Source organism: Rhizobium sp. N122 (assembly GCF_002211295.1).
Classification (GTDB): Bacteria; Pseudomonadota; Alphaproteobacteria; order Rhizobiales; family Rhizobiaceae; genus Rhizobium.
This window is the reverse complement of record NZ_LOKU01000029.1, coordinates 1-13,323: the sequence shown is the minus strand read 5'-3', so window position 1 is coordinate 13,323 and position 13,323 is coordinate 1. Positions and strand designations below refer to the sequence as shown.

General features: G+C 64.6%; 12 protein-coding genes. 9 read left to right on the top strand and 3 right to left on the bottom strand.

Annotation, left to right across the window (positions count from 1 at the left end; all coding sequences use genetic code 11):
- The first annotated feature begins 86 nt into the window (after nucleotides 1-86).
- On the top strand, nucleotides 87-2,273 hold the full coding sequence (katG, locus tag ATY75_RS20430) for a catalase/peroxidase HPI (protein WP_088938943.1): 2,187 nt from the start codon (nucleotides 87-89) through the stop codon (nucleotides 2,271-2,273).
- A 440-nt stretch (nucleotides 2,274-2,713) separates the two neighbouring features.
- Here the strand turns inward: katG and ATY75_RS20425 are convergent, their stop codons facing one another.
- The gene (locus ATY75_RS20425; RefSeq protein WP_065092838.1) at nucleotides 2,714-3,169 is read right to left on the bottom strand and encodes an SgcJ/EcaC family oxidoreductase; all 456 of its coding nucleotides are present in this window, start codon (nucleotides 3,167-3,169) and stop codon (nucleotides 2,714-2,716) included.
- 237 nt (nucleotides 3,170-3,406) lie between these two features.
- Between ATY75_RS20425 and ATY75_RS20420 the strand changes: the two genes are divergently transcribed.
- The 4 genes from ATY75_RS20420 to ATY75_RS20405 all read left to right on the top strand — a co-directional run bounded on the left by ATY75_RS20420 (nucleotide 3,407) and on the right by ATY75_RS20405 (nucleotide 7,725).
- Complete coding sequence (locus ATY75_RS20420) at nucleotides 3,407-4,489, top strand: ATP-binding protein (protein WP_245317607.1); 1,083 nt, start codon at nucleotides 3,407-3,409, stop codon at nucleotides 4,487-4,489.
- On the top strand, nucleotides 4,486-5,145 hold the full coding sequence (locus tag ATY75_RS20415) for a response regulator transcription factor (protein WP_064843865.1): 660 nt from the start codon (nucleotides 4,486-4,488) through the stop codon (nucleotides 5,143-5,145). Before ATY75_RS20420 ends, ATY75_RS20415 begins: the two co-directional genes overlap by 4 nt.
- On the top strand, nucleotides 5,145-7,097 hold the full coding sequence (locus tag ATY75_RS20410; RefSeq protein ID WP_245317606.1) for an ATP-binding protein: 1,953 nt from the start codon (nucleotides 5,145-5,147) through the stop codon (nucleotides 7,095-7,097). Before ATY75_RS20415 ends, ATY75_RS20410 begins: the two co-directional genes overlap by 1 nt.
- Before the next feature lie 160 nt (nucleotides 7,098-7,257).
- A complete protein-coding gene (locus tag ATY75_RS20405) occupies nucleotides 7,258-7,725 on the top strand; it encodes a response regulator (protein WP_088938941.1) in 468 nt (155 codons plus the stop codon).
- Nucleotides 7,726-7,782: 57 nt separating this feature from the next.
- On the opposite strand, the gene ATY75_RS20400 is transcribed toward ATY75_RS20405, so the two are convergent.
- The gene (locus ATY75_RS20400; RefSeq protein WP_088938940.1) at nucleotides 7,783-8,244 is read right to left on the bottom strand and encodes a nuclear transport factor 2 family protein; all 462 of its coding nucleotides are present in this window, start codon (nucleotides 8,242-8,244) and stop codon (nucleotides 7,783-7,785) included.
- Nucleotides 8,245-8,385: 141 nt separating this feature from the next.
- On the opposite strand from ATY75_RS20400, the gene ATY75_RS20395 reads away from it, so the two are divergent.
- On the top strand, nucleotides 8,386-8,745 hold the full coding sequence (locus ATY75_RS20395; protein WP_088938939.1) for a helix-turn-helix domain-containing protein: 360 nt from the start codon (nucleotides 8,386-8,388) through the stop codon (nucleotides 8,743-8,745).
- A gap of 202 nt (nucleotides 8,746-8,947) precedes the next feature.
- On the opposite strand, the gene ATY75_RS20390 is transcribed toward ATY75_RS20395, so the two are convergent.
- Entirely contained in the window at nucleotides 8,948-9,916 is a 969-nt protein-coding gene (locus tag ATY75_RS20390) for a zinc-dependent alcohol dehydrogenase family protein (RefSeq protein WP_088938938.1), read from the bottom strand.
- 53 nt (nucleotides 9,917-9,969) lie between these two features.
- Between ATY75_RS20390 and ATY75_RS20385 the strand changes: the two genes are divergently transcribed.
- From ATY75_RS20385 to ATY75_RS20375, 3 genes are read left to right on the top strand one after another with little or no spacing between them, the layout of a single operon-like run.
- Entirely contained in the window at nucleotides 9,970-10,380 is a 411-nt protein-coding gene (locus ATY75_RS20385; RefSeq protein WP_088938937.1) for a thioesterase family protein, read from the top strand.
- A 27-nt stretch (nucleotides 10,381-10,407) separates the two neighbouring features.
- The gene (locus tag ATY75_RS20380) at nucleotides 10,408-11,931 is read left to right on the top strand and encodes an AMP-binding protein (RefSeq protein ID WP_088938936.1); all 1,524 of its coding nucleotides are present in this window, start codon (nucleotides 10,408-10,410) and stop codon (nucleotides 11,929-11,931) included.
- On the top strand, nucleotides 11,909-13,102 hold the full coding sequence (locus ATY75_RS20375) for a thiolase family protein (protein ID WP_088938935.1): 1,194 nt from the start codon (nucleotides 11,909-11,911) through the stop codon (nucleotides 13,100-13,102). Before ATY75_RS20380 ends, ATY75_RS20375 begins: the two co-directional genes overlap by 23 nt.
- The last annotated feature ends 221 nt before the right edge of the window (nucleotides 13,103-13,323 follow it).

Below are 13,323 nucleotides of genomic sequence, written 5' to 3'. Positions count from 1 at the left end.
CGATATGAAGACAGCAAGGCAGAGCGGGACGCCCACTCGGCTCGACTTTTGAACGGCAGACAGATCAAGCAATGAAGGAGACAATCATGGACAATCCCACTGACAGCACAGGCAAATGTCCTGTTGCACATCACAAGGCTCCCGCCGGCCGGTCGAACCGCGACTGGTGGCCGAACCAGCTGAACGTGCAGATTCTTCACCACAACTCCGGCCGCGCCGACCCGCTCGGCCAGGCCTTCGATTATGCCGAGGAGTTCAAGAAGCTCGATCTCGAGGCGCTGAAGCAGGATCTTACCGCGCTGATGACGGATTCGCAGGACTGGTGGCCGGCCGACTTCGGCCATTACGGCGGCCTCTTCATCCGCATGGCCTGGCACAGCGCCGGCACCTACCGCATCACCGACGGCCGCGGCGGTGCCGGTCAGGGCCAGCAGCGTTTTGCGCCGCTGAACAGCTGGCCTGACAATGCCAACCTCGACAAGGCCCGCCGGCTGCTGTGGCCGATCAAGCAGAAATACGGCAACCGCATCTCCTGGGCCGACCTTCTGATCCTCACCGGCAACGTCGCGCTCGAATCGATGGGCTTCAAGACCTTCGGCTTCGCCGGCGGCCGTGCCGACGTCTGGGAGCCGGAAGAGCTCTACTGGGGTCCTGAAGGCACCTGGCTCGGCGACGAGCGCTATAGCGGCGAACGCCAGCTGGCCGAACCGCTCGGCGCCGTGCAGATGGGTCTCATCTACGTCAACCCGGAAGGCCCGGGCGGCAATTCCGATCCGCTCGCTTCTGCGCGCGACATCCGCGAAACCTTCGCCCGCATGGCGATGAACGACGAAGAGACCGTCGCGCTGATCGCCGGCGGCCACACCTTCGGCAAGACGCATGGCGCGGGCGACCCGTCGCTCATCGGCGCCGAGCCGGAAGGCGGCGCGATCGAGGATCAGGGCCTCGGCTGGAAGAGCTCGTTCGGCACCGGTGTCGGCAAGGATGCGATCACCGCCGGCCTAGAAGTCACCTGGTCGCAGACGCCGACCAAGTGGAGCAACTACTTCTTCGAAAACCTCTTCGCCTTTGAATGGGAGCTGACGACGAGCCCGGCCGGCGCGAAGCAGTGGCAGGCCAAGAACGCCGAAGCGTCCATTCCGGATGCTTACGATGCCGGCAAGAAGCATCTGCCGACCATGCTGACCAGCGACCTGGCACTGCGTTTCGATCCGGTCTACGAGAAGATCTCGCGCCGCTTCCTCGAAAATCCGGCCGAGTTCGCCGATGCTTTCGCCCGCGCCTGGTTCAAACTGACCCACCGCGACATGGGCCCGAAGGTGCGCTACCTCGGCCCTGAGGTGCCTGCCGAAGACCTGATCTGGCAGGACGTAATCCCGGCCGTCGACCATCCGCTCGTCGACGACAAGGACATTGCCGAGCTGAAGGCCAAGGTTCTCGCCACCGGCCTCAGCGTGCAGGAACTGATCTCCACCGCCTGGGCGTCCGCCTCGACCTTCCGCGGCTCCGACAAGCGCGGCGGCGCCAACGGCGCGCGCATCCGCCTTGCCCCGCAGAAGGACTGGGACGCCAACCAGCCGGCCCAGCTCGCCAAGGTGCTTGGTGTTCTCGAAAGCCTCCGGAAAGACTTCAACGCCGCCCAGACCGGGGGCAAGAAGATCTCGCTGGCCGACCTGATCGTTCTCGCCGGTGCTGCCGGCGTCGAAAAGGCGGCGGCTGCCGGCGGCAATACCGTCAGCGTGCCGTTCACGCCTGGCCGCACCGACGCCTCCGAGGCACAGACCGACGCGCATTCTTTCGCGGCGCTCGAGCCGCGGGTCGACGGTTTCCGCAACTATGTGAACGGCAAGCGCCTGCAGTTCATGAAGCCTGAGGAAGCACTCGTCGACCGCGCTCAGTTGCTGACGCTGACCGGCCCCGAGATGACCGTTCTCGTCGGCGGCCTGCGCGTGCTGAAGGCCGGCCAGCCGGAGCACGGCGTCTTCACCGCGCGTCCGGAAACGCTGACGAACGACTTCTTCGTCAACCTGCTCGACATGGGCACCCAGTGGGTTCCGGCCGCCGGCAAGGACGGCGTCTATGAAGGCCGCGACCGCAAGACCGGTGCCGCCAAGTGGACCGGCACCCGCGTCGATCTGATCTTCGGCTCGCACTCGCAGCTGCGCGCTTTTGCCGAAGTCTACGGCCAGGCCGACGCCAAGGAGAAGTTCGTCAAGGACTTCGTCGCCGCCTGGACCAAGGTCATGAACGCAGACCGCTTCGATCTCGTCTGATCGGCAAGCATTTCACCCGGGCGCAGCTTTGGCTGCGCCCGGGCTTTTTCATCTCAATCGAAATACCGTGCGTTTCCAACGCATTCCTTCTCCTCCCCCGCGATGCGGCGTGTTTTACAAAAAAGAGAAGGCGTGCCGTGGCCGCCCCCTCTGCCCTGCCGGGCATCTCCCCCACAAGGGGAGAGATCGGATGGGGGCTGGATCATCGCTTCCTCTCTACCGTCTCGGAGTCTGCGGTAGTTGTTTGAGGAAACCATCGCGCCCAGCCAATCTCCTAACCTGTGGGGGTCCGAAGGACGGGCGAGACCCGCGGCTCGCCCCGGGCCCGGCAGGGCAGAGGGGGCGGCCACGGCACGCTTCTCTTCCGTCCGTCAACAGCGGAAAACCCCGTGTGGGGTGAACACGGGGTCTTCCTGCCGGACCAACAGGTCGATGAAACCTTACTTCTCCGGCATCATCGAAGAGTGGTGCGAGGTGATCAGCCAGTTCCCGTCCTTGAACTCGTAGGTGTAGGTATAGCGGGCCGGGACCTTGGAGCCGTCCTTCAGCGTGAAGGTGTAGGTGCCGGTATCGACGGCCCAGTTGCAGCCGAGCTTGATGTCACGGCTGTCGATGTGGCCCTTGGGCTCCTTTTCCAGGAAGTGCGTGAAATAGTCGATCCGCTCTTCCTGGGTCAGGCGCGGCTTGTTCGCGAGCGTCGCCAGCAGCACTGAGTCTTCGCTGTAGTTCTTGGCGACTTCCTGGGGGCTCAGCGTTGCGAGCGAAGCGTTCCAGCGGTCGAAGAGCTTGGCGACCTGCTCTTCGCTCACCGGCGCGCAAGTCGCCGTTTCGGCCGCTGCAGCCGACTGGACCTGAACGAAACCGAGGACGAGGGCGGCAGCAATGATGGTACGCATATTTGGCTTCCTATCTGGCGGTTCCGGCGGATATCGCTTCGGTCGACCGCATGACCAATATCTAAGAGCCCGCCGCCGCTGCTCCCATCTGCCGGGTGGCTCCGATCCGATCTGCCGAACGGCATAGATGACATTCGCACCGGAATGACTATCGTGCCCGCGTCATTCATTTCAGGAGCAGTCACCTTGGGCCTGGAGCATAACACAGATACGGCGCACTCGCCCGATGTCGCGGAGATGAGAGCGCTATACAGGGCGGCGGAGGCGCGGGCGGCGCGGCTGCGTTTCATCATCGAAGTGCGAAACCTGCTCGATGCGCAAACATTCGAAACGGCCGCCCCGGAGGTTCTGTCCCGGCTTGCCGATTTCGCTGGCGCATCGCTTGCCAGGCTTGTCTTCCCGTCCTTGCGGGCAGAGGCGCCCATGCAACTGACCGTCGGGCAATCGAGGAGCCCGGAAAGCGATGGCATCCTGTTTGCCTCGCAGGATGGTTCCGATCTCCATCTGACGCTCATCGGCCCGTCGGGAGGACGGCCCGTCGATGCCGACGACCGGCAAACCTTGGAGGTGGTGGCGGGCCAGCTCGCCGACGCCTGCGATCTCGAACGGCAAGCGGCGGAGAAGCAGGCGCTGCTCGGCGATCTCGAACGGCAGCGCAGCGAGCTTGCGGCCCTCGTCGCGCAGTTGATCCAGGCACAGGAGCAGGAGCGGCGGCGGGTGGCGCTCGATCTGCACGACGGCTCGGCGCAGCTTGCCGCCGGCCTCAGCTACCGCCTGCAGGACCTCGCCGCCCGCATCGGCGAGGCGCATGCGTTGAAGCCGGAGATCGACCAGCTCGCAGCCCTCGCGCGCCGCTCCGTCGCCGATCTTCGCGCGGCCATCGCCGATCTTCGCCCACCCGAACTCGACGATCTCGGCGTCGCGGCCGCACTGCGCACCCGCCTCGATGCGATCGACGGCATGGAGGTGATCGCCGATCTCGACGCCGGCGCCGACCGCTGGCCGGCATCGACCGGGATCATCTTCTACCGCGTCGCGCAGGAAGCGATCACCAATGTGATCAAGCATGCAAAGGCGCGCCGGCTCATCGTGCGCCTCTTCGAGGACAGCGCGGGTGACGCCCATCTCGAAGTGATCGATGATGGAAAGGGCATCGGGGAAGCGCCCCAGATTCACGAGCGGGGTGCGCGGCTAGGCATCGTCGGCATGCGCGAGCGGCTGGCGCTGCTCGGCGGCCGCATCGAGATCGGCGCTGGAACTTCGGGCGGCACTTATGTCCGCGCCTTCGCACCCATTCAGCAGGAGACGATATCGGGATGACCGCCTCCATTCTCGTTGCCGACGATCATGACATCGCCCGCGCCGGGCTGATCGCCATGATCGGCGGCCAGGACGATTTCCATGTCGCCTTGGATGTGCGCGACGGCGTGGAAGCGGTGGACGCCTGTGCTGCCCGCAAGCCGGACCTGGCACTGCTCGATATCCGCATGCCGCGCATGGACGGCCTCGCCGCCACCCGCGAGATCCGCCGCGTGTCGCCGGGGACGCGGGTGATGATCATCACCATGCATGACAGTCTCGATTATCTGGAAGCGGCGATCGAGGCCGGTGCCACCGGCTATCTGCTGAAGGACGCCAGCCGCGACGACATTCTGCGCACGATCCGCCGCGTGCTGGCAGGCGACGCCTTCTTCGACGGCCCGCTGGTCGCAAGGCTGTTGAAGCGCGCCGCCACCAAGCCGCAGACCAACAATAGCGGCCTGGAAACACTGACGGTGCGTGAGCGCGAAGTGCTGACGAAAGTGGCCGGAGGCCTGACCAACAAGGAGATCGGACGGGCGCTGAAGATTTCGCCGGGCACCGTCAAGATCCATGTCGAACGCATCATCGGCAAGCTCGGCGCCGGCGACCGGACGCAGGCCGCCGTCATGGCCGTGCGCGGCGGGCTCGTCGCAACCGCCGGAGAAGAGCAGTGATGACCCGGACAATGACGGCAACAGCGGGCCGGCGGGCGCTGCGCTTCGCTGACCTTCCGCTGCGGGCGAAAGGCATCGTCATCATCATGGTACCGCTGGCGCTGCTCCTGGCGGCCCTCGCCTCGGTCTTCGTCGCCGACCGGCAAAGCCGGATCGCCGAGGATCAGGTGCGGGTGACGCTGGAGATCCAGTCGGGCATTCAGGAGCTTCACGCCTTGATCGCCGAAGCCGCGACGGCGATGCGGGGATACCTCCTGACCGGCAGGCCCGATTTTCTCGACCCCTTCAACCGGGCCGAGGACAGGCTGCCCGTGGTGCTCGACGAAGTCGGCCGCCGGCTGCGGGATGAAGAGCAGAAGACCCGCCTCGACCGCATCCGCGCCCTGGTCGACGCCAAAGTCGACCGTCTCCAGCTGTTGAAACAGGCCGACATCCTGCGCGCCGGCGGCCGCGAGGATCTTGCCGCCAGGCTCATCGAGGGCAAGCAGGTGCTCGATGTGCTGAGGCAGGAGATCGACGCGATGAACCGGCGGGAGGCCGATCTCCTTCACGCCAGGACAGAGACCGCCGACCAGGTCCGCACCCTGTCGCGCAGCCTGATGATATCAGCCGGCTTCCTTGGTTTTGCCGGTGCGCTCGCCGCCGTCTTCCTGTTTTCGGCAAGCATCGTGCGCCGCGTGCACGCATTGAAGGCCCAGGCGCATCTCCTGTCGCAAGGCGAGGTCGTCACGGCGGCCGATCCCTTCCGCGATGAACTCGGCAGCCTCGAACAGGCGCTGGAAGATGCGAGCGTCCTTCTGAAAAGGCGCGAGGCCGATCTGACCGAGAGCGAGGAACGATTCCGGCAACTGGTCGAGGGCGTCAGCGATTACGGCATCTTCGGGCTCGATCCCCATGGGCAGGTGGTGAGCTGGAATGCGGGCGCCGAGCGGATCACCGGCTACGGCACCGAGGAGATCGTCGGCCAGCATTTTTCCCGCTTTTATCCCGAAGACAGCAGGGACAGCTTTCCCGCGGAAGAGCTTTCCAAGGCAGCCGGCAATGGGCGCACGGAAGCGGAAGGCTGGCGCCTGCGCAAGGACGGATCGCGGTTCTGGTCGCATGTCGTCGTTACCGCGCTCCATGACGAGACGGGCCGCCTGCGCGGCTTTTCCAAGATCACCCGCGACATTACCGAGCGCAAGAAATTCGAGGAGGCCCTGCTTGCCGCCCGCGAGGATGCGATCCGTGCCAGCAACGCCAAAAGCGAGTTCCTGTCGCGCATGAGCCACGAGCTGCGCACGCCGCTGAACGCCGTTCTCGGTTTCGCCCAGCTTCTGGAAATGGATCTGACCGATGCCGGTTCCAGGGAGAGCGTCGCGCAGATCCTGAGAGCCGGCCGGCATCTGCTCAGCCTGATCGACGAGGTTCTCGATATGGCCAGAATCGAGGCCGGCCGCATGGATCTCGCTGTCGAGCCGCAGCCCGTCGCCGACGTGATCGATGAAGCGGTATCGCTGGCAAGGCCGCTCTGCGGCAAGCAGCAGATCCGGATCGAGGTCACCGCGCCGGCCGAACCCGATCTGCTCGTGCTCGCCGACCGGCGGCGTCTGCTGCAGGTGTTCCTGAACCTTCTCTCCAATGCGGTGAAATATAATCGTCCTCAGGGAAGCGTGAGCGTCAGCCACCACGCGATGGGTGACCGCATTCGGATCGAAGTCAGCGATACCGGTCCCGGCATCCCCGCCGACCGCGTCATCAGGCTGTTCACGCCGTTCGACCGGCTGGGGGCCGAGCGGATCAACCAGGAGGGGACGGGCCTCGGGCTTGCGCTGTCGAAACATCTGATCGAGGCCATGGGCGGGACGCTCGGCTTCAGCAGCTGCCAAAGCGGCGCCACCTTCCATGTCGATCTGCCGCGCGCACCGGTGGCGATGCGGGACGCCGCGGCACAAGATGTCGCGGTGCCGTAGGCACCGCCAATTTGTTGAAATGCTCTCCTCCGTCATGCTCGGCCTTGTGCCGAGCGTCTGACCACGGTAATTGCTTGACGGGAAAGCATTTATTTTTAGAAACTTGATTGGGCCGGCGTAGAGCCTCGGTACACGGCCGAGGACGACGTCGCGGTGGTCCATGGCAGATTCCACTGATATCGTGCGAGCCTCGACGATCCTGATCGTCGATGACGAGCCCGCCAATGTTTCGCTGCTGGAGCGCATTCTCAAGCGCGAAGGCTTCGAAGCGTTGATCAGCACCACCGAGCCGCGCGAAGCCTTGCGGCTTTTCCGCGAGCATCCGGTCGATCTCGTTCTTCTCGACCTGATGATGCCCGACCTCGACGGCTTCGCCCTGCTGGAGACCTTTGCAAGGCTCATTCCCGAAAACAGCTACCTGCCGATCCTGGTACTGACCGCCGATGCGACCCTGCCGACGCGCAGGCGGGCGCTTTCCCTCGGCGCCAAGGATTTTCTGACGAAGCCCTTCGACGCGATCGAGGCCGTCCTGCGCATCTTCAACCTGCTCGAAACCCGGATCCTGACGCTGGAGCTTGCCAGACACGGGCTGGCGACGCCGAAATCGGAACGTCCGCGATTAGATTGATCGCGGCCCCCGCCGAAATTGGAGCCGGCTGGAAGCCGGCCCCATTCAGAACTTCGATCAGAACATGGTGTTCTTGTTGGCGGCCTCTTTCGGAACCGCCTGGATCACATCCCAGTGTTCAACGATCTTGCCGTCCTTGACGCGGAAAATATCGACGATCGCCTGACCGCGATCCTCGGTGCCGTTCGTCGCATGCACATGCAGCCAGACGAGATCGCCGTCGGCCGAACTGCGGACGATTTCGGCCTTCGACTGGGCATTGTCCTTGAAGAAGCCGGTGAAGAAGGAGACGAACGGCTTCTTGCCATCGGGCACCTCCGGATTGTGCTGCCGGTACTCGTCCGCGACGACCGAGGCGGCGGCGATATCGTGTTTGTTGAAGAACCGGTCGTAGAACTCCACCACCAGCTTGCGATTGGCTTCCTCGACCTTCACATCCCGCGAGGCGGCAAACGCGCCTGAAGGCATGGCCATGCCCGCCAGAATGGCGAGTGCGAAAAGCGATTTCCCGAATGTCATGCATCAAGCTCCTTGGTATGGATCCGCGATCTAGTCTAAGAAACAGACTATGAGGCTTGGTCTAGGATACCGCGGCATGCCCAGCAAGAAGGCAGTTTTCGGTGCCAAGGTCAGCGGGCGATGACCCGGAAGGAGGACGCCATGACCGAGGAAGCGGGTAACCCGGGGGCGGGATGCCCGATCAGAGGCGTGCTCGATCGTATCGGCGATCAATGGAGCCTGCTGACGCTCGAGGCGCTGGAAATCGACAAGAAGCGCTTCAACGAACTGCTGCGCGAGATCGGCGACATCTCGAAACAAATGCTCTCCAAGACGCTGCGGCATCTGGAGCAGGACGGCTATATCAGTCGCACCGTCTATCCCGAGGTTCCGCCGCGGGTGGAATATGAGCTGACGGAGCTGGGGCGATCCTTCCTCATCCCGATGAAAGCCCTGGTCGGATGGGCCGATCAGAACCACCCGGCGATCATCCGATCGCGGCGGCGGCACGAAACTTTGTAGGGTTTGAACCGAGGCAGGTGCAAGAAGCAGCGCTGGCGCGTGTCCTTCGAGGCTCCGGCCTACGGCCTCCACGCCTCAGGATGAGGGAGGTTGCGGATGCCGCGCCGATGATAACGGGCGGATGAGGATCCGCCAACGCCCACGAGAGCCTCATCCAGGTGCCCCGCAGGGGCCTCGAAGGACGAGGCGGGCGCTGGTTTTGTCAGGCCAGCAGCACCTTGCCGCCCGCCCGGAAGGGAAGGGCGGAGTGCAGCGCCTGGCCGATCTTTTCCAGCGGAAAGACCTCGCGGACCTCGGTCGCGATGACCTCCGCAGCGATCTGCGCGGCCACTTCGGCATAGGCGCGCTGGACGTGATCCATAGCTTCGGAATGAACCCATTCGCGCAGGTGGAAATAGGAAAAGACGATGTCGGGATGGGAGGCCCAGAAGGAAGGCTGGATGCTTTGTCCGGAAAGCAGACCGTAATGCACGAAATGCCCGCCGGGTTTGAGCGCAGCGGCGAGGTGGCCGGCATGTGCGCCGCCGACGCAGTCGAGCACCGCGTCCAGCCCATGGCGGCCGGCGAGCCCCGCTGCCAGATCGCCGTCGGCCCTGTCGACGATGACGGCCTCGAGCCGCCCGCGCAGGCGCGCGACCGATTCCTCGCTGCGGACGATCGCCACCGGCTCGACGCCGACGGCATTGGCCAGACCGATCAGGATCGATCCGATCGAAGAGGCGGCGGCGTTGACGGCGATGCGCATGCCCGGCTTCAGCCCGATTTTCTTGTGCAGCATCAGCCAGGCCGTCATCGGGTTGACGTAGCTCGTCGCCGCCTCGAAGTCGGACAGCGCGTCCGGAACACGAAGACACCAGCTGGGATCGGTATCCTTGAATTCCTGCCATCCGCCGGCGCTGCGCACCGGCAGCACGCGGCTGCCAGGCGCAAGCCCGTGGACCTCTTCGCCGCAGGCTTCGACCACGCCGAAGGCTTCGAAGCCGGGGATGAAGGGCAGGGTGGTGCGGCCGGCATAGGCGCCTGATATGGTGATGATATCGGAGGGATTGATCGATCGCGCAAGCAGGCGCACGCGCACCTGGTCGCGCCGCAGCGGCGGCAGCTCGGTCCGCTCGATCCCGACGACCTCCGGGGCCGGCCCGAATTTTCGCACGATCGCCTGATATTGCATTGCATCCCCCGGACAACAGCGGTTAGAACAGCGCACCAATTTTCGGTGATCGCATGAGTGTTGACGACAGGCCTTTAGCATCCTTCCGGGTCTCGATGCGAGACATCGACGTCTATGGCCATGTCCACAATTCGGTTTACCTCGATTATTGCGAGGATGCGGTCGTCGAGTTCCTGCGGCACCGGGAAATCTTGGGCCACTTCCGCCACACCTCATCGGGTGTTGCCTATCACGTGAAGAAGGCGGAGATCACCTTTCACAGCCCGATCGACATCGACGACGTCGTCGAAGCCAAGGTGGCCGTCGAGAAAATCGGGCGCACGAGCCTCTCCTTCGCGATCGAGCTCCTGCGCCGGCGCGACGGCGCCCATTGCGCCTCGGCGGGGCTCGTCTGGGTCTGCGTCGGCCTCTCCGACAGCCGCCCGACGCCGATCCCCGAGACCACCCGAGCCGCTTTGGGCTGACGGCCGATCTTCAACCAGCGAGTGTCCATGCCGATCCATGCGCAGCTTCTTCGACATGCAGCGGAAAGGCCTGACAAGCCGGCCCTGGTGATCGACGGCCGTGTCTTGCGCTACGGCGAACTGCATTCGCGCGCCAAGGCGATTTGCCGTTATCTCCGGGAATTGCCGCACTCGAGCCGCCGCACGCTCGATCTGCCCGGCGTCGAAAAACTTGTCGCCCTCAGCCTCGGCAACCATATCGGCTTCGCCGAATATTTTATCGCCGCCACCGCCTTGCCCAACGCCTGCGCGGTGATCGACCCGATGATGCCGCCGGAGAGAATCGAGCGCATCATCGAGCGGCTGGCGCCTGATGCGCTGATTGTCGACGACGACGCCGGACCGAGCGCCGAAATTGCTCGCAGACTCGGCATATCAGTCGTCGTGGCCGGCGCCGAGCCCTTCGATCTCGCCGCGGCGGAAAGCGACCTGCCTGATGAAGCAGAAGGGATTTTCCTGATCGGCTTTACCTCGGGCACCACCGCCGAGCCGAAATCCTATTATCGCTCTCGCGAGCAGTGGCGCCGGAGCCTCGATCGCGGACACACCGTCTTCGAACTCGCGGATGCGCCGTCCACCCTATGCCCCGGCGCCCTGGCGCATGGGCTGGCGCTTTACGCCTTGGTCGAAGCCCTGGATGCCGGCGGCACCTTCCATTCGGTCAGGAAATGGGATCCCGCCGCCGTCGCGCGCATTCTCTCCGCCGAACAGATAGAACGGCTGGTCGCCGTGCCGACCCATATTGCCGGCATTGCCAGGGCCTGGACAGACAAACCGGCCCTGACCTCCCTGCGCGACGTCCTGACCGCCGGCGCCAAGCTCGACGTGAACGGGGTCGAAGCCATGCGCCGCCTTTTCCCGAGGGCGCGCATCCGCGAATATTACGGCGCATCCGAAATTGGTTTCATGACCGTCTCCACCCTTGTCGGCGGCGCGGTCGATTTTCCGATCGACCGGGTGGGGCAGGCCTATCCCGGCGTCGAGATCTCCATTCGCGACCCTGATGAAAACGACGTCGGGACCGATGTACCGGGCACCATCTTCGTCAGGAGCGACCTCATCGCCGACGGCTATCTCTGGGGCGACGATGGCCAGGCGTTTCGGGTCACACCGGCTGGCGCCACCGTCGGCGATCTCGGCGAAATCGACGCCAACGGCATGCTGCGGGTGATCGGCCGGGCAGGCGGCATGATGATTTCAGGCGGCAACAACGTCTATCCCGCCGAAGTCGAGAGCGCGCTGAAAACCTGTCCCGGCGTCGAGGAAGCCGTCGTCTTCGGCCTGCCGGATGACTATTACGGCCAGAGGATCGTCGCCGTCGTCTCCGGTGAGGCGATCGATGCGAAAATCCTGGCCGAGGATTGCGCAAGCAAGCTTGCCAGGTTCAAGATCCCCAGGCAATTCTACCATATCGCCTCCTGGCCGATGACGAGCAGCGGCAAGATTTCCAGAGGCCAGGTGGAGGCAGCGGTGATTTCGGGAGACGGTCTTGTCCTACGCCTATCAGCCTGACGAGGATTGGCAGCCGGTCGTGGTTGCCGCCTACCGCACGCCGATCGGCCGGTCCTTCGGCTCGCTTGCGACGGTCGCCGCCGAAGACCTGCTTGTGCCGATCATCCGCCGGATCGTCGCCGAGACAGGCATTGCGCCCGAAGCCATAGACGATGTGCTGGTCGGCAATGCCGCCGGCGGCGGCGGCAATATCGGCCGGCTGGCGGCCCTCGCCGCCGGCCTGCCCGTCGCGATTCCCGGTGTGGCCATCGACCGGCAATGCGGCTCGGGCCTGGAAGCGATCATCATGGCTGCCCGGCTGATCCAGGCGAAGGCAGGCTCCTGTTTCCTCGCCGGCGGCGTCGAGAGCGTCAGCACCGCGCCGTGGCGCGTCGAACGGCCGAAAGCCAACGGGGCGCTGCCGCGCTTTTACGGGCGCGCCCGGTTTTCCCCCGAAACGGTCGGCGATCCCGATATGGGCATTGCCGCCGAAAACGTCGCCCGGCAATTTTCCATCACGCGCCGGAGGCAGGACGAATTCGCGCTGCGCAGCCACCGGCTCGCGGTCGCGGCCGCCGAGGCCGGTCTTTTCCGGCCGGAGACTGTCGATATCTCCACCGGCCAGGGGCTTGTGGAACGGGACGAATGCCCGCGCGCCACGACATCGATCGAAGCACTGGCAAACCTCAAGCCCGCTTTTCTGGCCGAAGGCTCGGTGACTCCAGGCAATGCCTGCCCTGTGAATGACGGCGCCTGCCTGTTGCTGGTCATCAGCCGCGGCATGGCAAAGAGCCTCGGCATCGACAGGGGCCTCGCCTTCATCGACAGCGCTGCCGCCGGCGTCGACCCCAACCTGCTCGGCATCGGCCCGGTCGCCTCGACCAGGAAGCTGCTGCAGCGTCAGCCAGGACTTTTGCTCTCCGGCATCGATGCCATCGAATTCAACGAGGCTTTCGCCGCCCAAGTTCTGGCATCGCTGGATCAGCTCGATATCGCCACCGACGCGGTCAACAGGGAGGGCGGCGCCATTGCCCTGGGCCATCCCTTCGGCGCATCCGGCGCGATCCTGGTTACAAGACTGTACAGTCAGCTGGTCCGCGCCGGTGTTCCCGGCGCCACAGGCCTCGCGATGATCGGCATCGGCGGCGGCATCGGATTGACGGCGCTGTTCGAGGCTGTCGCGCTTTCCTGATGAGACGAAGTCCGGCTCCGACTTCGGACAAATTCGCCCTATTCCACTTTCGCCGTGGTCAGGCGAGGAGATCGGCGAGACCGGCCCCTCATCTGCCTGCCGGCACCTTTGTAACTTCCCTTTACCCGCTATTGGCGTAGTACTGCCTATTGCGGTGGCGGATGGAAGACCGTTGCACCTTTGGGACACCAAGCCCGTGGGAGAGCCTGGGTCTCCGTCCG